Here is an 18,563-nt window from a genome sequence, read left to right as displayed (position 1 = left end):
AGGCGTGGTCATCGTGTTCCGGGCCTCCCGTTCGACGTCGTCCTTCGGTCGAGCCGGTCCTGGGCCGCCAGGAGGACGGGGGTGTTGTCGGTCGCGTAGACGTCGTACCCGCCGATCCGCTGGACCACCTCGAAGCAGACGCGGCCGATACGCGGAGTGTAGAAGTGCCAGAACTCGCCGGTCTCGGAGCGGTCGTACATGAGCTGGTACTCCCGCAGCACCTTCAGCGTCGCGTCGTCCAGCCCGAACCGGGCGCGCAGGTCGTCGTAGTAGTTGTCCGGCACGGGTACCGGCGCCAGCCCTCGCTCCCGCGCCCGGCGGGCGACCGCGACGACGTCGGTGCAGGCCAGGGCGATGTGCTCAGGATGCGACACCCCGACGGGCGCGACGTTCAGCGAGATGCGGACCGCGCCGCTGGCCGTGCGCATCACCTGGCTGCGGACCAGGCCCTGCGGCCCGGCGGCCTCGGTCACGGTCGGCTTCTCCAGGCCCAGCACGCTGGTGTAGAAGAGCACCGCCTCGTCGTGGGCGTCCCAGCCGTGGGACACGTTGACGTGGTCGATGCCGATGATCTCCCGGGCGCTGCCGGGCCGGCCGCGGTCGAACTCCGCGGCCCAGGCGGGCTCGTCGCCGGCCGCGGTCCCGTCGCTGCTCCTGACGCGTTGGTCGTTGAGGAACACTTCGAGCCCGCTGGGTGCTACGAACCCGGCCAGGTCGAGCTCGCCCGCCTGGGTCCTGCGGGGAGCCGGCCGCACCGCCAGGGCGCGGGCCCGCTCGCTCGCCGTCGCGGCGTCCGCCACCGCCAGGCCGATGCCGGCCAGGTGCGGTTCCAGGTCGCGCGCGTGCTGCTCGTTGAGGACTATCCGCGCCTCGCCCGACGCCCAGAGGCGCACCGGCTTGGTGCGGTGCTGGCCCCGGAGGCTCAGGCCGAGCTGGTCGAGCAGCACTTCGACCTCGCTCGTGTCCTCGGCCTTGATCTCCACGTAGTCGTAGCCGGTCGGCACGTCGACGTCGGCGATCCGGTCGAGGCTCGCCCGGCCGGCGTCGTCCTCCCCCGCGCCGCCTGCGTCGTCCAGCAGGCGGCCCGCCCGGTCCTCCAGCCAGACCAGGGAGCGCAGGGCGTGCTCGGCGGTCCGCCGGGTGTCGGTCTGCCGGAAGACGTCGTTGAACACCTCCAGAGACAGCGGGCCCGGGTAGCCCGCTGCGGTCAGGTGGGTCACGAAGCGGCCGAGGTCCCACACGCCCTCGCCGGGGAAGAGGCGGTGGTGCCGGCTCCACGAGAGCACGTCCATGGTGAGGTCGGGCGCGTCGGCGAGCTGGACGAAGAAGATCTTCTCGCCCGGGATGTCCTCGATCGCCGCCGGGTCGTGGCCGCGCGAGAGGATGTGGAAGCTGTCGAGGCAGACGCCGACCGCCTCGTGGTCGGCCAGCTGCGCGATGCGCCAGGAGCGCCGGTAGTCGTCCACGAACCGGCCCCAGGCCAGCGCCTCGTACGCCACCCGCACCCCGTAGGTCGCCGCGAGGTCGCCCAGGCGCCGCAGCTGCTCGGCCGCGACCTGATCGGAGCCGACCGTCGCGGTGGCCACGTTGCTGCAGACCAGAACCGTGTCGATGCCGAGGCGGCGCATGGTCTCGAACCGCGCCCGCGCCCGCCGTAGGTTCTCCTCGAGCAGGTCGGGGGTGACCCCCTCGAAGTCGCGGAACGGCTGGTAGAGGTCGAGGCGCAGGCCGATCCGGTCCGCGAGCGCCCGGATCTCCTCGGGGCTGCGGTCGTTGACGACGAGGTCGGGCTCGAAGATCTCGACGCCGTCGAACCCGGCGTCGGCGCAGGCGTAGAGCTTGTCCTCCAGGCTGCCGCTGAGGCAGACGGTCGCTATCGACTTGCGCATCTCAGCCCTCTCCTGTGGTGGGCCCGCCGGTGACGAGCTGGTTGAAGTGCGCGTGCATCCGGGCGACGTCGGGTTCGAGGCCGGTGATCAGGCGCAAGCTCTCGACGGCCTGGCCCACGGCCATCCCGCCGCCGTCGAGCGTGGCCAGGCCGCGCGCGCGGGCGCGGCGCACCAGCTCGGTCTCCAGCGGCCGGTAGACGACCTCGGCGACCCAGGCGTCCGGGCCGAGGCGGCCGACGTCGAACGCGACGCCCGGGTGCTCGGCCATGCCGACGGGGGTGACGTGGACGACGCCGTCGACCTGCGGCAGCCAGGCGTCGAGGGAGCCGCCGCTGCTCCGCAGGCGGTCCGGGCTCGAGAAGCGCCGCAGCAGCGCCTCGACCGCCTCGGGAACGACGTCGTGCACGATGATCGGGTCGAATCCCATGTCGATCAACGCCGACGCCGTGGCGAGCCCGGCCCCGCCGGCCCCGATCTGCAGCACGCTGCCGAGGTGGTCACCCGGCGAGGTAGTCGCCTGGCGAGGTAGTCGCCCGGCGAGGAAGTCCTCCAGCGCGGCACGGAACCCCGTGCAGTCGGTGTTGTGCGCGGTGCGGTGGCCGTCCCTGAGCAGCACCAGGTTGGCGGAGCCGAGCCGGCGGACGGTCGGGCTCAGGCCGTCCACGTGCTCCAGAACCGACTGCTTGAAGGGGTAGGTCACGTTGGCGGCGTCGAAGCCGGCGTCCTCCAGGCGGCGCAGCTCCGCGCCCAGGTCCACGTCCGGGCGGTCGATGAGGTCGACCGTCCGGTACTCGTAGTCCAGGCCGAGGTGCCGCGCCTCCCGCATGTGCAGCGCGGGCGACAGCGACTGCCCGATGCCGTTGCCGAGCAGGGCCACCCGGTACCGGTCGCTCATGTGCCGACCCCGCCCGCTGAAGGGCCGGCCAGGAGGCGGCGCGGGTTGTCCACCATCATCCGCTCGATGTCGCGCGGGTCGGCGCCCGCCTCGACGAGCCGCGGGACGATCCTCCTGCTGAGGTGGTCGTGCGTCCAGGACGGCGTGTGCTCGCGGCGCCACGACGGCGGCGTGACCCGGCTGAAGTACGCGCAGTCCTGGGACAGCACGAGCTGGTCCGCGTATCCCCGGGCGAGGAGCGCGAGGACCACGCCCATCCGCTTCTCGTCGTCGCCCGTGTGGGCCATCCCGAACCGGTCCATCCCGAGTGTGACCCCGGTGTCGAGCAGGGCGAGGAGGTGGTCGACGTCCTCGCCGTCCCCGCTGTGCCCGATGACGACACGCGCCGGGTCCACTCCGCGCTCCGCGAAGAATCGCGCCTGGTCGAGGCCGGTGCGACGGGCGGGGTCGCTGTGCGTGCTGATCGGCACGCCGGTCTCGTGGTGCACCTGGGCGGCCGCCGCCATGACCCGCGTGACGTCGGGGGCCAGGCCGGGCGCGCCCGTGACCACCTTGAGCACCCCTGCCCTGACCCCGCTGCCGCCGATGCCCGTGCCGCCGATGCCCTCCGTCACGTCCCCGCGGAACATCTCGACCAGCGGATCCGGGCCGCCCACGAGCCGCCCGGGACCGTGGGTGCGGAAGTACGGCGGCAGGACGTCGTCGGTGTACCAGCCGGTGGCGGCCACCAGGTTGACCGGCGTCCGCTCGGCGACCCGCCGCACCAGGGCCACGTCCCGCCCCAGGCCCGGCACGGTCAGGTCGACGACGGTCCGCACGCCCAGCCCGTACAGCTCCTCCAGCCCGCGGACGGCGGTCTCCACCGCCGCGTCCTCGTCCCACTCGGGGTGCGGGTAGTCGCGATCGAGCTCCGGGGCGAGCACGAAGAGGTGCTCGTGCGTCAGCGTCCAGCCCAGGTCGGCGCCGCGAACCGGCCCCCGGTAGGTCGGCACGACACCGTCGGGCGGGCCGGCCGAACCGGGCGCCGGACCGGGCGCCGGACCGGGCGCCGGACCCGTGGCCGAGACGGGCGGTGCGGGCGTCACTCTGCGGAGTCCCGGATCGCCTCGTAGACCGCCAGCGAGTCCCCGCTCAGGTTCTCGCGGAACCACGCGTCGGTCTGCTGCGCGAAGGCCTCCTGGTCGACGTCGTCGACGATCTCCACGGAGCCCTCCTGCTCCCACGCGTCGAGGATCTCCTGCTCGGCCTCCTCGACGCAGCCGGGCATCTGCTCGACGGCGGACGCGACGGCGTCCTCCAGCGCCGTCCGCTGCTCGTCGCTCAGCTCGCTGTCGAAGGACGGCGCCACCACGATCAGGTTGGAGTTCTGCTGGTGCTCGGACATGCTCACGTAGTCCTGCACCTCGACCAGGTTGCTCGCGTCGATGTTGGTCAGCGGGTTCTCCTGGCCGTCCACCACACCCTGCTGCAGGGCGAGGTAGAGCTCCTCGTAGGCGACCTCGGTGGCCTGGGCGCCGAGCGCCTGCGCGTTGAGCAGGTACTGCCCCGAGCCCGGGAAGCGCATCCGCAGGCCCTCGAGGTCGGCGGGCTCGCGGATGGGTTCGTTCGCGGTGAACTGCCGGGCGCCGGCCGACCACGCACCGAGGATCGACACACCCCCGGATGCCCCCTTGAAGTCCTCCTTGAGCTGGTCGGCGGAGCCGTCGGCGAAGAACCGGTCGAGGTGGGCGGCGTCGTCGAAGGCGTACGCGGCGTCCACGACGCCGGCGGGCTCGTAGACGGCGGCCAGCGCGGACGCGCCCTGGATGTCGATGTCGACGTCGTCCGACTGCACCGACGCGATCCGGTCGGCGTCCCCGCCGAGCTGGCTGTTCGGGAACACCTCCACGGTGATCCCGACGTCGGCGGCCTCGGCCTCCTCCTTGATGACCTGCGCGCCGCAGGTGTGCTGCGGCTGGTCCTCGGTGTAGCTGTGGGCGAGCGTCAGCTCGACCTCGCTGCCCCCGGCGGCGCCCCCGTTGCCGTCGCCGGAGCCGCCGCCGCACGCGGTCAGCAGCACCAGGGGCAGGAGCACGGCGGCGCTCGCGGCGGTGGCCCGGCGACGGTTCGGGTGGGCGTTCGGTCGGATGTTCAGCTGGCGGTTCATGACGGGGTCCTCTCGGTTCACGCCGACGTCGTCGTCGGCTGTCGGTTACAGGCCGAGCAGTGCCGGCAGCCAGGTGGCGATGCCGGGGACGAAGATGATCAGCAGGCAGCACGCGAGCAGCGGCACGAGGAACGGGAGCACGCCCCGGAACACCTCGCCGACCGGGACCCGCTGCGTGGAGCTGAGGACATAGAGCACGGTGCCGACCGGCGGCGTCAGCAGCCCGATCATCAGGGACAGGATCATCACGACGCCGAGCAGGATCGGGTCGACGCCGAGGCTCATGGCGATCGGCATCAGGATCGGCACGACCAGCACCAGGGTCGCCGTCGCGTCGATCACCGTGCCGAGCACGAGCATCAGGAGCATGACCAGCAGCAGGAAGACCGTGCCGTCGTCGGTGATGCCGAGCACCAGCTGGGTCAGCGCCTGCGGCACCCGCTCCTTGGCGAGCACGTAGCCGAGCAGCGCGGCAGAGGCGACGATCAGCATGATCGACGCCGTCGTCAGCACGGTCTCGACGAGGATCTTCGGCAGGTCCCGGACGTTCAGCCGGCGGTAGCCGAAGCCGAGAACCAGCATGTACGCCGCGCCGACGGCGGCGGCCTCCGTCGGCGTGAAGAGCCCGCCGAGGATGCCACCGAGGATGACCACCGGCGCCCCCAGCGGCAGGACCACCCGCTTGCCGGTCTCGGCGACGCGCGACCAGGAGAAGCCGATGTGCCGGATGTCGGGCTGGCGGCGCACCAGCACGAACACCACGACGCACAACCCGACCACCATCAGCAGCGCCGGCACGACGGAAGCCGCGAACAGCGCGCCGGTCGACACCGACGCCTGCCCGGCGAAGATCACCGCCGGGATGCTCGGCGGCATGACCGGCGCGATGAGCGCGGACGCCCCCACGACGCCGAGGCCGAACCTCCGGGAGTAGCCGGCGCGCAGCATCGGCGGGACCTCGACCTTGCTGAGCGCCGCGGCGTCGGCCACGGCGGAGCCGCTCATCCAGGAGAAGCCGAGGCTGACGCCGACGCTCACGTAGCCGAGCCCGCCGCGGACCCGGCCGAACAGCGCGAGCGCGAAGTCGAACAGGCGGTCCGCGATGCCGGCGTGGTTGGCGACCACGCCGAGCAGGACGAACAGCGGCACCGCCAGCAGCACGAAGTTGCTGGTCGCGTCGGCGACGAGCCGCATCGGCAGGCCGAGCGACTGGCCCTCGACGAGCAGGTAGGCCAGGCCGGGGCCCAGGAACGCGAACGCGACCGGCACCCGGATCGCCAGCAGCACCAGGATCGCGACCAGCAGGAGCAGCACCGTCATCGTGCGGCCTCGCCCTCGGCCGGACCCTCCGCAGGACCCGCGGCCGAACCCTCGGACGCGGGCGCGCCGAACCGGGCGACCTGTACCGCGTCGACCGCGGCCCGGAGCGTCGTGCTGGCCAGCCCGACCAGCGCGATCGCGTAGACCCAGGACATCGGCAGGCCGAGCGCCGGCGACGTCAGGAAGCCCGCCACGTACACGAGCTCCCAGCACGCCCAGGTGAACAGTGCGGCGATCACGGTGACCAGCGCCATCGCGAGCGCCTGCACCACCCGCACCAGGACGGGGCTGGGCAGGTTGTCGACGATCTGGAGGGCGATGTGGCCGTTGCGGGTGACGAGCACGCCGGCGGCGGCGAACGTCAGCCAGATCAGCGCGAACTGCGACAGCTCGCCGGTCCAGACGATCTGCGGCACGGGCAGGTAGCGCTGCACCGCCTGGAACAGGATCAGCACGAAGATCATCACCATGGCGACGCAGGCGATGGTGAGCTCCACGGCCGTGAGCAGCCGTACGAGGCGCTTGATGGCTGGGCGTGTCATGCGTGGTTCACGTGCATCGTGACGGTCCCCTTCCGTCCGGCACGACACCTCCGTGTGTCGTGCGGTCATCACCACACGTCGGCGTGTGGCGTCGTCACTGCCGCGACAGTAGAAACCGCCCGACAACTTGCGCAAGCAGTTGCCAAAGTTGCCAATGGTGTGGCTAGATGCCCAGGTGCAGCCCACGATCTACGACGTCGCGAAGGCGGCGGGCGTGGCCGCCTCGACGGTCTCGCGCACCTTCAACAAGCCCGGCCGGGTCAACGAGGCGACCCGGCAGCGGGTCCTCGCCGCCGCGGCCGAGCTCGGGTACGAGCACAGCCCGCAGAACCGGGCGCTGCCCGGCGGACGGCACCGCACCATCGCGATGGTCCTGTCCGACATCACCAACCCGCACTTCTTCGAGCTCATCCGCGGCGCGGAGCAGCGCGCTCGCACCTCCGACGTCACGCTGGTCATCGTCAACGCCGAGGAGTCGCAGCGCGTCGAGGAGAACCAGGTCCGCGACCTGTCCCCCACTGTCGACGGGTTCGTCCTCGCCGCGAGCCGGCTCTCCGACGACGACCTGCTCGCCCTGGCCGAGCGGCACCGCGTGGTCCTGCTCAACCGCGAGCTGCCGGGCCTGACCAGCGTCGCGCTGGCGGTCGGGGCGGGCTGCCAGCAGATCCTGGAGCACCTGGCGTCGCTCGGGCACCGGAGCTTCACGTACTGCGCCGGCCCGCCGGGCTCGTGGATGGGCGCGGTGCGCTGGGCGGCGCTGAGCGGTGGTGCGGAGGAGCACGGCCTGACGGCGCACCGCGTCGGCCCGTACACCCCGAACGTCGCGAACGGCGGCGTCGCTGCCGACGGCGCGCTGCGCACCGGCACGACGGCGATCGTGGCGCACAACGACCTGCTGGCGTTCGGCGTCATCCGCCGGCTGACCCGGCGCGGTGTCCGGGTGCCCGACGACGTCAGCGTGGTCGGGTTCGACGACATCTTCGCCGCGGACTTCGTCCACCCGTCCCTGACGACGCTCGGCGGACCGGGCGCGCACGCCGGCCGCCTCGCGGTGGAGCTGCTGATCGACCAGTTCGCGGGCCGCACGCCGCCGGAGCCCGAACAGCTCAGGCTCCCGACAGAACTGGTCCTGAGGGAATCCTCAGGCCCGGCCCCGGCCCCGGCCCCCGCCGTCGTCCGCTGAGTGCTGGCTATTTGCGCTTCAGACGGCCCGGGGACGACAAATATCCAACACTCAGCGAGTTGGCGATTCGCCCGAGTTCGAACCATCGCGTACTTGTGTTCGGGTGTCCGAACTTTTAGGGTCGAGGTATGCACCGCACCCGCCGCGCCGTCCCCCTGCTCCTCCCGCTCGCGCTGATCGCGGGAGGGCTCTCGGCCTGCTCCTCGTCGGTCCTGGCGCGCGCGACGGACGACCGCCCCGTGGTGCTGACGACGTTCACCGTCCTCGCCGACGTCGCGCAGAACGTGGCCGGCGATCACCTCCGGGTGAAGTCGATCACGAAGGCCGGCGCGGAGATCCACGGGTACGAGCCGACGCCGCGCGACGTCGCCACGGCGTCCGAGGCGGACCTGATCCTCGACAACGGGCTGAACCTCGAGGCGTGGTTCGGCCAGTTCGTCGAGTCCGTGGACGTGCCGCACGTGGTCGTGTCGGACGGCGTCGAGGTGGTCGACATCACCGAGGACGCCTACGCCGGCAAACCCAACCCGCACGCGTGGATGAGCCCCGTGAACGTGCAGGTCTACGTCGACAACATGGTCGACGCGTTCAGCGAGCTCGACCCGGCGCACGCCGCCGACTTCGAGGCCAACGGCAAGGCGTACCAGGCAGAGCTGCAGGAGGTGCAGGACGAGCTCGTCGACGGGCTGTCGGCGCTGCCCGAGAACGAGCGGGCGCTCGTGACCTGCGAGGGCGCGTTCTCCTACCTGGCGCGCGACGCGGGGCTGGCCGAGCAGTACATCTGGCCGGTGAACGCCGAGCAGCAGGCCACGCCGCAGCAGATCGCGTCGGCCATCGAGTTCGTCGAGGACAACGACGTGCCGGCCGTGTTCTGCGAGTCCACCGTCTCGGACAAGCCGATGCAGCAGGTGGTCGAGGCGACCGGCGCCGAGTTCGGCGGCACGCTCTACGTCGACTCCCTGTCCGAGGCCGACGGGCCGGTGCCGACCTATCTCGACCTGATCCGCTACGACACGACGACGATCATCGACGCCCTCTCCGGGAGCAGCTCATGAGCGCCACGACCCGGCCCGCCACCGCCTCGGCCCGGCACGCCGTCATCCAGGTGGACGACGTCGTCGTCCGCTACGGCGAGGTGCTGGCTCTCGACGGCGTCTCTCTGAGCGTCGGACCGGGAAAGGTGACCGGGCTGATCGGGATGAACGGGTCCGGCAAGTCGACCCTGTTCAAGACGATCATGGGCATCGTCCGCCCCGACCGCGGGAGCGTCCGGATCGACGGCGCCGATCCGGTGCCGGCACGCAGGCGGGGCCTGCTCGGGTACGTCCCGCAGAGCGAGGACGTCGACTGGGCCTTCCCGGTCTCGGTGCGCGACGTCGTCATGATGGGCCGCTACGGCCGCCAGGGCCTGACCCGGCGGGCCCGGCCGGCCGACCACGCCGCCGTCGCCGAGGCCCTGGACCGCGTCGAGCTCAGCCCCTACGCCGACCGGCAGATCGGGCAGCTCTCCGGCGGCCAGCGCAAGCGCGCCTTCGTCGCCCGCGGCATCGCCCAGGACGCGCGGATCCTGCTGCTCGACGAGCCGTTCGCCGGCGTCGACAAGCGCTCGGAGGCCACCATCGTCCGCCTGCTGAAGGAGCTCGCCGACGACGGCCGGACCGTCCTGGTCTCCACCCACGACCTGCACGCGCTGCCGCACCTGGCCGACGAGGCGGTGCTCCTGCTGCACCGGATCCTGTTCCACGGCGACGTGTCGGAGGCGCTGCGGCCGGATAACCTCGCCCGCGCGTTCGGGCTGGACGACGCCGACGTACTCGGCCACGCCAATTCGGGTAGAGCCAATTCGGGTAGAGCCAATTCGGGTAGAGCCAATTCGGGTAGAGCCGGTTCGGGTAGAGCCAGTTCGGGTGGAGGTGCCGCATGAGCCCGCTCGATCTGCTGCTGGAGCCGCTGCAGTACGACTTCATGGTCCGCGCGCTCGCGACCACGGTCATCGCCGCCGTCGTGTGCGCGCTGCTGTCCTGCTGGCTCGTCCTGGTGGGCTGGTCACTGATGGGCGACGCCGTCTCCCACGCCGTCCTGCCCGGCGTCGTGATCGCCTACGTCCTCGGTGCGCCGTTCGCGCTGGGCGCCCTCGTGTTCGGGTTCCTCGCCGTCGCCCTGATCGGCGCCATCCGCGGCACGAGCCGCGTCAAGGAGGACGCCGCGATCGGGATCGTGTTCACCACTCTGTTCGCCCTCGGCCTCGTGCTCATCTCCGTCACGCCGAGCCAGACCGACCTGAACCACATCATCTTCGGCAACATCCTCGGCGTCTCCCAGGCCGACCTCGTGCAGATCGCCGTGCTGGCCGCCGTCGCCTTCGCGGTGCTGGTGCTCAAGCGCCGCGACCTGACCCTGTACGCGTTCGACCCCCTGCACGCCCACGCGATCGGGCTCTCGCCGCGGTTCCTCGGGGCGCTGCTGCTCGGGACACTCGCGCTGACCTCGGTCGTCGCCCTCCAGGTGGTCGGGGTGATCCTGGTCGTGGCGATGCTGATCATCCCGGGCGCGACGGCATACCTGCTCACGGACCGGTTCGGGCGCATGCTGGTGATCGCCCCGGTGCTTTCGGCGGCGTGCTCGGTGGTGGGGATCTACCTGAGCTACTGGCTGGACGCCGCCTCCGGTGGGCTGGTCGTGGTGGTGCAGGGCGGGGCCTTCCTGCTGGTCTACCTGTTCAGCCCGCGGCACGGGCTGATCCGGAACCTGATGGTCCGACGGCGGTCGGTGGCGGCGGTCTGAAGCGGCGTCGAGCTGGTACTGCTCGCCTCGATCACATACATGGCGTTCCGCTGGCGCTGATGGAGGTGCAGGATGGCCGCATGACCGCCACCGGCAGCGCGACACTGCTCATCGACGCACCCCGGGAGCGAGTGCGCGAGGTCTTGCTCGACGCACTCGCCCTGCCCGCATGGAACTCCGCCTTCCTCAGCCTGACCGGACCCGCAGCCGCCACGCTCGACGCGGAGTACCGGATCACCGTCCGGCCGGGACTGAAGGGCACGTTCGCGTACCAGGCCATGGATCCGGGCCTCGTCCGGATGGTGTGGCAGGTGCCCGGGTTTGCGGAGACCGGCGACTGGCGGCTCGGGGAGGAGGCCGAGCACACGCTCGTCCGGCACGACTTCACGCACACCGGCCCGCTGGCCGCGATGCTGCGCCGGGCCTACCAGGGGGTCGCCGGGCTCCGGCTCGGCCGGCTCCAGGCCCGGATCAGGGGAGAGGCCCGCCCCTCCGACCCCAGCCGCGACTCCTGAGACGCGTCAGGCGCGTGCGGCCGCCAGCCGGTAGATGACACGGTGCGGCAGTAGCCGAGCGAGCACGCCCGCCGTCTTCGAGTCCTTGCCGATCCCTTGACGAGGGCGCGGGTTCCGCGCGGTCAGTGCTCTGACGACGACCCGAGCCGCATGCTCCGGAGGTAGCCCCTGCTCGGCGTTGCGCCTACCCATGGCCAGCGCGACCTCGTACTGCGCGGCGTAGTGCTCGTCGGCGGACGGCGGGAGCGTCGTCAGGAGCTCGTTCGCGTTGCCGGCGGCCTTGGCGAAGATCGGCGTGGCGATTGCGCCCGGCTCGATCATGATCACCCTGATCCCCGACGGCGCCAGCTCCGCCCTGAGGGCATCAGCGAGCCCGACCAGGCCGAACTTGGAGGCGTGGTAGGTGCCGATCATGGGACCGGCCATCCGGCCGCCGACGGATCCGATCATGACGATGCGGGCATCCTCGTTCGCGGCCCGGGCCTTGCGTAATGCGGGCAGCATCGCCTGCGTGACCGCGAGCTGAGCGACCAGGTTCACCTCGAGCTGGCGCCGGGCGGAGTCGAGCGGGACGAGCTCCAGCGGGCCGGGCAGGGCTACGCCGGCGTTGTTCACCAGGCCATGGAGCGGCCCGGCGGCCTGCACCCGCTCCCCAGCGGCGGACACGGCGGCTTCGTCGGTGATGTCGAGCTGCAGGGGCTCGACCTGGCTGCCGTGCTGGGCGCGCAGTCGCTCCGCATCTTCTGCTCGGCGGACGGTGGCCCAGACGTGAAAGCCGGACCGGGCGAGCTCGGCGGTGACGGCCGCGCCGATCCCGGTCGATGCCCCGGTGACGAGGACGGACTTCATGATGGCTCCTTCGAGAGTGACGGCCGGATCCGGTGCCGGTCCGGAACGGGCTGAGCAGGCCACCAGTTCGCGCGGCCGAGAAGCTGCATCGCAGCGGGGACGACGATCGAGCGGACGACGGTGGCGTCGATCACGACGCACAGGGTCAGCCCGATGCCGAGCGTCATGATGAACAGCGAGCTGGCACTGAAGCCCATCGAGGCGAGCACCACGACCATGAGCAGGCCCGCCCGCGTGATGACGGATCCGGTTTCTTGCAGCCCCGTACGGATGGCCCGGGTGTTGTCGCCGGTGGCGCGGAACTCCTCGTAGACGCGGTGCACCAGGAACATCTCGTAGTCGGTGACCAGGCCGAATGCGATGGTGATGATGATCGCCAGGGTCCACACGTCCGTCGTCCCGACGAGGTAGAAGTCCAGCAGCCCCTGGAAGTTGCCTTGCTGGAACCCCCAGACGATCAGACCGAGGGACGCGCCGAGCGAGAGGAGGGCGACGATCACGGCCTTGAGCGGCACGAGCACCGAGCGGAAGGCGAGGAACAGCAGCGCCAGGGTCGTCAGCCCGACGAAGCCGAGCGCCCAGGGCAACGCGGCGGTCGTCGCCTCGGTGTTGTCGAAGGTCATCGCCGGGCTGCCGTCGTTGCCGACCAGAACCTCGTCCGCGCCCTCCGGTGCGGTGAGCGACCGGATGTCGCGGATCAGCTGAAGGTTGACGGCATCGTCAGTCTCGCCGCGGATGCCGACGGTCGCCCAGGTCACGTCGCCCTCGGCATGGTTGACGACGGGCTCGTAGGCGCCGTCGAGCCGGTCGATCGCGCTCAGATAGTCCCGCATCGCCGCTTCGCCCACCCGGCCGACGACGGCGATGTCCACCCGGGACTCGGATGGTCCGCCGGCGGGAAAGTCCTCGGCAACCATCTGCGGAACCACCTGGCCCTCGTTGTCCTCGGGCAGGTAGCGATGGTTGGTCGCACCGGGTTGCAGCGAGAGCAGCGGAGCGGCAGCCAGAGCCAGCACCGCCAGCCCGCCCGCCAGCCACGGCACGGGGCGCCGGGTGACGGACCGGGCCAGAGCGGCCCAGGCCCGGTCCTCCCGGGTGGAGACACCGGAGCGCCGCCGCAGCCACGGCGGGCTGAGCGCGTTGATCCGCTGGCCGAGAACGGCCAGGGTGGCGGGCAGGACCAGGAGTGCGGCGATGAGGTTGAACAGCACGACGGTGATGCCGCCCCAGGCCAGGGAGTGCGAGATCGGCTGGGGAAAGAACAGGAGCCCGCAGAGGCCGATGATGACCACGAGGCCGGAGAGGGCGACGGTGCGCCCAGCGGTACGCATGGTCCCGACCAGCGCCTGGGCGACGTCGCCGTCGTGCGCGTCCAGGTCTCGTCTGAACCGGGTGACCAGGAACAGGCCGTAGTCGATGGCGAGGCCCAGACCGAGCAACGTAGTGATCTCCACGGCGTAGATCGAGACGTCAGTGAGGTAGGTCAGGACGCGCAGCAGGCCCAGGGAGCCGACGATCGCGAACACCCCCAGGGCGAGGGGAACCGTGGCGGCCACCAGGCCGCGGAACGCGACCAGGAGGAGCACCAGCAGGATCGGCAGGGAGATCAGCTGCGCCCTGGCCAGGCTCTCCTGAGCCTGTGCTTCGAGATGGAACCGGCTGGTGGAGCCGCCGGCGAGGTAGGTCTCCAGGCGTCCGTCGTCGGCCCGGACGAGGCCCTCGATCGCGCCGTAGGCCTGGAGCCGTTCCTCCTGACCCTCGCCGCGCAGCGTGATGACCGCGAGCACCGCGGACCGGTCCTGCGAGACGTACCCAGCACGCTCTGCCGGGGTGAGGCCCGGGCTCCAGTAGCTGCTCCAGAAGGTGACCTCGGACTCCGGCAGCCTGCCGAGCGCCGCCGTCACCGCTTGCTCGAAGCCCCGGTCGTCGACGGTCAGGTCACCGGTGGGGTCGGTGAAGATCGCCACCGTGTCCACCTCGCCCGGCGGGTGCCCGAAACTCTCCTGGAGCAGGTCGATCGCGCGTTGTGACTCCGAGTCCGGAGCGCTCAGCACGGCGGTGCTCATCGATCCGAAGAGCCCGCTCCCCCAGACTCCGGCGAGCACGGCGAACAGTCCGGCGGCAGCCAGGACGGCGCGCCGCCGTACGTACATGAAGCGACCCAGCCACGTGAACATCAGAGCCCGTCCGATCTGTCGGCACCTCGGGTTGTCAACGTCAACCTAGCCAGCAAGGTGGACAACGTCAACCCCATGTCGTGGCCCTGCATACGGCGGATCACGGTGCGGATATAGTCGGGAGGTGCCACCGGGAACCCGCGAGCTGATGATCAGTGCCGCCATCGACCTGCTCGACGCGGGCGGCCCTCGAGCCGTCACCCTCCGGGAGGTCGGCCGCCTGGCCGGGGTCTCGCACAACGCCCCGTACAAGCACTTCGCCAGCAAGGAGGCGCTCCTGGCTGACGTCGCAACACGGGAGCTCGCGCAGCTCACGCACGCTGCCGCCGGCTTACGAGACCTGCGCGAGGTGCTGAAGGCGTACGTGGCGTGGGCGCTGGCCCACCCCGCCCGCTTCCGGCTCGTGTTCGGCCCCTGGACCACCCCGTTCGACGCGCTGTCCGACGCCGCGGGCGCCGCCCGCGACACGCTGAGGCAGCACGTCGAGACGGCCCAGCGTGCGGGCGAGCTGCCCCAGGGGGACGCCGATCGCCTGACCGTGCTGCTGCAGTCGGTCGTCCACGGCTCCGTCGAGCTCGCCCTGGACGGGCACCTGGCCGTCGGAGGCAAGTGGAACACGGCACCGGACGGCCTCGTCGACGACCTCCTGCGGCACCTGCAGGCCTCGGCGTCGGCGGACGGCGTCTCACCCGCCGAAGATCAGGGCTGAAACAAACTCGCTCAGGACAGAACCCGTACTGCCGTCGTCCAGTGCTGCAGCGCGGCCTCCGCCGTTTCGATGTTGCGGCGAAGGGCGGCGAAATCGTCCTCGTCGAACTCCGCGCCGACTTCGAGGTAATGAGAGCGCGCTTGGTCTGCCATCGCAACCCGCCAAAGGTGGTCCAGGAACCGTCGCTGCTCGACAAGGCCAAGTTGGTCGGTCCGAGAGATGACGCGCAGCACTTCGCGGTTCCTACCCAGGACGCCGCTACGCACAACGCCCTCAATATTCAGTTCTCTCACCTCGCGAGCAGACCGGCGGGCTAGCCAGCTGGTCACCAATGCGGCAGCACCGCCCGCAAGTATGTAGGCGATGGTCGCCGGCGTTGCGGCCTCGAGCCCTGCTCCGGCGCTTCCGCCCACAGCGGCGCTGACCGGGAGACCAAGAGCGAGGAGCACCAGAGGCCAGGCGTAGAGAAACCCGATCGATATGCGAGCCAACAGGTAGCGACGACGAGCCCGGCGTCCGACACTGCGGAAGGTCTCCTGCGCCCCGGCGAGGACTTCCGACGACGCTGCGGGATCGACGACGAACACCCAGCGATCGGTCGCCGATACCGTGCCAACCGCCATGCTGAGCGCCATGAACACCGGCGACGTCACGTTCTCGATGAACCAGGCGAAGGCGAGAAAGTGGCCCGGATGGGGAGCAACCCACACATGCTGCACGTGCAAACAGTAGAGCCCCTGACTCCGCGCGCCGTCGTCGCGCGGGCCGACATGCTCGACTTCACCCGGATGATCTCCGCGGCGCGTTCTACGTCAGGCTGCGTACCCGAAGTGTCGTCCGGCGTCTGATCCGCGGGCCGCGCCCCGACGGGAGGGTGTCCGTGGGAGAGGAGACCCTGATGAGAACCCACGTACGCAAGGCCCTGGCAGGCGCAGCAATGGTCACCGTCCTGGCGGCATCGCTGCTGGTGGGCGCCGCCCCAGGATCAACCCGGCAGTCCGACAACGCCGTCGCCCGCGGGATAGAGCGGCGCGCCGCGACGATCGGCAGCACTGATCCGACCGCGCCTGACGCCGACCTCGAGCCACTGGCACGGGCTGTCGACGGAGCGCAGATCGTCGGACTCGGCGAGGCCTCGCACGGCCTGGCCGAGGTCACGACGTTGAAGCACCGCACGGTTCGCTACCTCGTCGAGCGGCTCGGATTCCGGTCAATCGCGTGGGAGGACGACTGGAGCCTGGGAACCCAGATCGACGACTACATCCAGGGCCGCCGGGACGACCGGGACGCGCTCATCGGGCAGATGAGCACCGCATGGCGCACGCAGGAGGTCGCCGCCGTCATCGACTGGCTCCGCGACTACAACGAGACCCACGACAAGAAGGTGCGGTTCCTCGGGGTGGAGTACTTCGCGACCCGTCCCTTCGTCTACGACGACATCGAGGCGTACGTCGCCGAGGCCGCCCCGCACCAGCTGGAGCAGGCCCGCGAGCACCTGGAGGCGATCAAGCCGACCACCGACGACATGGGTGCGTACGTGGACTGGTTCCGCTACGACGTCGACGACAAGGAGCCGTACGTGCGGCACGCCGAGCGGCTGTACGACCTCGTCGAGGCGATCGAGCACGATCCGAAGGATGACGCCTACGTCCTCGCCGAGCACGGAGCGCGACAGATCCGGTCCTTCTACACGGCGTTCACGGTCGCGAACTACTTCGCCTTCCGCGACGCGCGAGCCGCCGAGAACCTCCGGTGGTGGCAGGAGAACCAGGGCGGCAGGACGATCTACTGGGCGGCGTCGGCGCATACCGCGGACGTGCCCGAGCTGACGATCTCGTTTCCCCCGCAGGGGCAGGTCACGTTCGCGAGCGCCGGTTCCTTCCTCCGCTCCTGGTACGGCGACCGGTACGTGTCCGTCGGCTTCACGTTCGATCATGGAGCGATGAACGCCGGCGGCGAGTCCGTCGAGCTGTTGCCCCCGCCAGAGGCGTGGTTCGAGCATCCGCTGGGCTGTGTCGGGAAGGAGCAGTTCTTGTATGACGTGCGCCGGCGCGCGACACCGGCAGTTCGGGAGTGGCTAGGCCGGCCCCTGGTCACCCGGGGCGATCCGGAGTCCGGCCCGGAGTCGACCATGAGTGGGGGCACTCCCGGGCAGTGGTTCGACGTGATCGTCCACCGCCAGGTGGTCTCGCCGGCTACGCCGCTCAGCGCCCACGACCGCCGTCCTCATTTCACCCCGACAGCACGTTCGACCTCACACGCGATCAACGCATCTGACCCCGACGTGGTGGGGGGATGAGGGCTGACGCAAGGGACCGAACTCGGCCACGGGCCGTGGTGGGATGTGGGTCATGCCCTTGATCCAGGTCCTGAACGCGTCACCGCGCGACGACGAGACGAAGCGACAGCTCATCGCGGAGCTCACCGAGACCTATGCCCGCGTGATGCACATGAAGCCGGACACGATCCGGGTGATCATCCAGGAGCTGCCCCGGGAGAACTGGGGAGTGGGCGGAGTGACCCTCGCTGACTCCGGTCAGGACGAGAGTCTGCCTGGCTGACCTGCCGCGCGTGTCCCGCTATCTTCGGCAGATGGAGCGGTCGAGAGTCCGATGGGGCTGGATAGTTGCTGCGGTTCTGCTGGTGCTCGTGGTCGGCCTGTCGCTGATCTTCCAGGCCGGAGGATGCGGAAGTGGCGCCACGGGCACGTGCTCGACCGAGCCGCTCGGCGGTTGGGCCGCCGCGTGGGTGCGGATCGTCGCCGGTGGTCTGTTCGTCGTGTTCGCTGTGTCCCGCGCGCTGCGCGCTGGAAGGCCACAAGAGCATCAGGCGAAGTCGGCCTCGGTGAGGTTGTCAGGATGTCCGGGCGGCCACTCCACCAGCTCGATCCGGTAGCCATCCGGGTCCGTGAGCCACGACGTTTTCGGGCCGTGGGTCCCGCCCGGGTACTGGATGGGTTCAGGCCCCAGGCCGGCGTCGGTCAGCCGATCCAGTGTGGCGGCCAGCTCGTCCACCTGGATCGCGAGATGGTCGAAACCGCTCCCCACGTCCACCGGCCCTTCGCCGGGCCGGTAGACCAGTTCGAGCGAGGCCCCCGATTCCTCGGGGAACTTGAGGATCGCGAGGCGCGCCCCGTCGCCGGGTTCGACCCTGCCCAGCACCACGTAGCCCAAGGCGGTGTAGAAACCGAGCGAGGTGTCCAGGTCGGTGACCCGGTAGCCGACGAAGAGTGTCCTCACGCGGCCTCCTCGGGTCGGCGCACCCGGTCGCCGTCGTCCACCTCGTGGGTGAGGACGAAGATCGGAACGCCGTCGTGGTGGTCGCCCTGCCAGCGCCCGGCGAGCTCGAAGGTCCGGCGACCGGATATCACCGCACCGGTCGCCAGCGCCTCGCGATAGACCTGTCCGCTGGGACCGTCCGACTTCCGGTCGTCGAGCCAGTTGAAGAGCCGGCCACCACCGCGACCGAGCTCCTGCCCTGGCTGATCGTCCGGGCCGGCGACGTAGCCGTCGAGCGACATCGACATGTACAGCCGAATCGGATCGTCCATCCTG

The 18,563-nt window shown here is 70.8% G+C and carries 19 protein-coding genes; 8 read left to right on the top strand and 11 right to left on the bottom strand.

Annotated features, from left to right (window positions below; genetic code table 11):
- Positions 1–8 precede the first annotated feature (8 nt).
- Genes EW117_RS18285 through EW117_RS18260 form a run of 6 tightly spaced genes read right to left on the bottom strand, consistent with a single transcriptional unit; the run spans position 9 to position 6,792 of the window.
- Positions 9–1,889 carry a bifunctional sugar phosphate isomerase/epimerase/4-hydroxyphenylpyruvate dioxygenase family protein gene (locus EW117_RS18285; protein WP_129788143.1) on the bottom strand — a complete coding sequence of 627 codons (1,881 nt, stop codon included), beginning with the start codon at positions 1,887–1,889 and terminating at the stop codon, positions 9–11.
- A 1-nt stretch (position 1,890) separates the two neighbouring features.
- Positions 1,891–2,784, bottom strand: a complete 894-nt coding sequence (locus EW117_RS18280) for a shikimate dehydrogenase (RefSeq protein ID WP_129788142.1) — start codon at positions 2,782–2,784, stop codon at positions 1,891–1,893.
- Positions 2,781–3,869: a phosphotriesterase family protein gene (locus EW117_RS18275; protein WP_207211922.1), complete on the bottom strand. Its 1,089-nt coding sequence runs from the start codon at positions 3,867–3,869 to the stop codon at positions 2,781–2,783. Before EW117_RS18275 ends, EW117_RS18280 begins: the two co-directional genes overlap by 4 nt.
- Positions 3,866–4,930 (bottom strand): DctP family TRAP transporter solute-binding subunit, encoded by a 1,065-nt coding sequence (locus EW117_RS18270; RefSeq protein ID WP_129788141.1) that lies wholly within the window; start codon positions 4,928–4,930, stop codon positions 3,866–3,868. Before EW117_RS18270 ends, EW117_RS18275 begins: the two co-directional genes overlap by 4 nt.
- A 45-nt stretch (positions 4,931–4,975) precedes the next feature.
- Positions 4,976–6,250: a TRAP transporter large permease gene (locus tag EW117_RS18265; RefSeq protein ID WP_129788140.1), complete on the bottom strand. Its 1,275-nt coding sequence runs from the start codon at positions 6,248–6,250 to the stop codon at positions 4,976–4,978.
- On the bottom strand, positions 6,247–6,792 hold the full coding sequence (locus EW117_RS18260; protein ID WP_165362762.1) for a TRAP transporter small permease: 546 nt from the start codon (positions 6,790–6,792) through the stop codon (positions 6,247–6,249). The genes EW117_RS18265 and EW117_RS18260 overlap by 4 nt, the downstream gene beginning before the upstream one ends.
- A 175-nt stretch (positions 6,793–6,967) precedes the next feature.
- Between EW117_RS18260 and EW117_RS18255 the strand changes: the two genes are divergently transcribed.
- The 5 genes from EW117_RS18255 to EW117_RS18235 all read left to right on the top strand — a co-directional run bounded on the left by EW117_RS18255 (position 6,968) and on the right by EW117_RS18235 (position 11,274).
- The gene (locus EW117_RS18255; RefSeq protein ID WP_129788138.1) at positions 6,968–7,975 is read left to right on the top strand and encodes a LacI family DNA-binding transcriptional regulator; all 1,008 of its coding nucleotides are present in this window, start codon (positions 6,968–6,970) and stop codon (positions 7,973–7,975) included.
- Between the two features lie 128 nt (positions 7,976–8,103).
- Complete coding sequence (locus EW117_RS18250; protein ID WP_129788137.1) at positions 8,104–9,030, top strand: metal ABC transporter substrate-binding protein; 927 nt, start codon at positions 8,104–8,106, stop codon at positions 9,028–9,030.
- On the top strand, positions 9,027–9,899 hold the full coding sequence (locus tag EW117_RS18245; protein ID WP_129788136.1) for a metal ABC transporter ATP-binding protein: 873 nt from the start codon (positions 9,027–9,029) through the stop codon (positions 9,897–9,899). Before EW117_RS18250 ends, EW117_RS18245 begins: the two co-directional genes overlap by 4 nt.
- Positions 9,896–10,759: a metal ABC transporter permease gene (locus EW117_RS18240; RefSeq protein ID WP_129788135.1), complete on the top strand. Its 864-nt coding sequence runs from the start codon at positions 9,896–9,898 to the stop codon at positions 10,757–10,759. The genes EW117_RS18245 and EW117_RS18240 overlap by 4 nt, the downstream gene beginning before the upstream one ends.
- Before the next feature lie 80 nt (positions 10,760–10,839).
- Entirely contained in the window at positions 10,840–11,274 is a 435-nt protein-coding gene (locus EW117_RS18235) for an SRPBCC family protein (RefSeq protein WP_129788134.1), read from the top strand.
- A gap of 6 nt (positions 11,275–11,280) precedes the next feature.
- Here EW117_RS18235 and EW117_RS18230 read toward each other — a convergent pair whose 3' ends face one another.
- Together EW117_RS18230 and EW117_RS18225 are read right to left on the bottom strand one after the other, a co-directional pair.
- Positions 11,281–12,123, bottom strand: a complete 843-nt coding sequence (locus EW117_RS18230) for an SDR family oxidoreductase (protein ID WP_129788133.1) — start codon at positions 12,121–12,123, stop codon at positions 11,281–11,283.
- The gene (locus tag EW117_RS18225; protein WP_129788132.1) at positions 12,120–14,300 is read right to left on the bottom strand and encodes an MMPL family transporter; all 2,181 of its coding nucleotides are present in this window, start codon (positions 14,298–14,300) and stop codon (positions 12,120–12,122) included. The genes EW117_RS18230 and EW117_RS18225 overlap by 4 nt, the downstream gene beginning before the upstream one ends.
- 124 nt (positions 14,301–14,424) lie before the next feature.
- On the opposite strand from EW117_RS18225, the gene EW117_RS18220 reads away from it, so the two are divergent.
- Positions 14,425–15,009, top strand: a complete 585-nt coding sequence (locus tag EW117_RS18220; RefSeq protein WP_129788131.1) for a TetR/AcrR family transcriptional regulator — start codon at positions 14,425–14,427, stop codon at positions 15,007–15,009.
- Positions 15,010–15,020: 11 nt separating this feature from the next.
- Here EW117_RS18220 and EW117_RS18215 read toward each other — a convergent pair whose 3' ends face one another.
- Positions 15,021–15,728, bottom strand: coding sequence for a hypothetical protein (locus tag EW117_RS18215; protein ID WP_129788130.1), 708 nt, complete (start codon positions 15,726–15,728; stop codon positions 15,021–15,023).
- A gap of 179 nt (positions 15,729–15,907) precedes the next feature.
- Between EW117_RS18215 and EW117_RS18210 the strand changes: the two genes are divergently transcribed.
- Both EW117_RS18210 and EW117_RS18205 read left to right on the top strand, forming a co-directional pair.
- The gene (locus EW117_RS18210; protein ID WP_129788129.1) at positions 15,908–17,308 is read left to right on the top strand and encodes an erythromycin esterase family protein; all 1,401 of its coding nucleotides are present in this window, start codon (positions 15,908–15,910) and stop codon (positions 17,306–17,308) included.
- A gap of 52 nt (positions 17,309–17,360) precedes the next feature.
- Positions 17,361–17,570 carry a tautomerase family protein gene (locus EW117_RS18205; RefSeq protein WP_165362760.1) on the top strand — a complete coding sequence of 70 codons (210 nt, stop codon included), beginning with the start codon at positions 17,361–17,363 and terminating at the stop codon, positions 17,568–17,570.
- A gap of 264 nt (positions 17,571–17,834) precedes the next feature.
- Here EW117_RS18205 and EW117_RS18200 read toward each other — a convergent pair whose 3' ends face one another.
- Both EW117_RS18200 and EW117_RS18195 read right to left on the bottom strand, forming a co-directional pair.
- Positions 17,835–18,248: a VOC family protein gene (locus EW117_RS18200; RefSeq protein WP_129788127.1), complete on the bottom strand. Its 414-nt coding sequence runs from the start codon at positions 18,246–18,248 to the stop codon at positions 17,835–17,837.
- Entirely contained in the window at positions 18,245–18,559 is a 315-nt protein-coding gene (locus EW117_RS18195) for a dihydrofolate reductase family protein (RefSeq protein ID WP_207211921.1), read from the bottom strand. The genes EW117_RS18200 and EW117_RS18195 overlap by 4 nt, the downstream gene beginning before the upstream one ends.
- Between the last annotated feature and the right edge of the window lie 4 nt (positions 18,560–18,563).

This window comes from Promicromonospora panici, from assembly GCF_900608595.1.
In the GTDB taxonomy this organism is placed as follows: domain Bacteria; phylum Actinomycetota; class Actinomycetes; order Actinomycetales; family Cellulomonadaceae; genus Promicromonospora; species Promicromonospora panici.
This window is presented reverse-complemented; position numbering and strand designations above follow the sequence as displayed.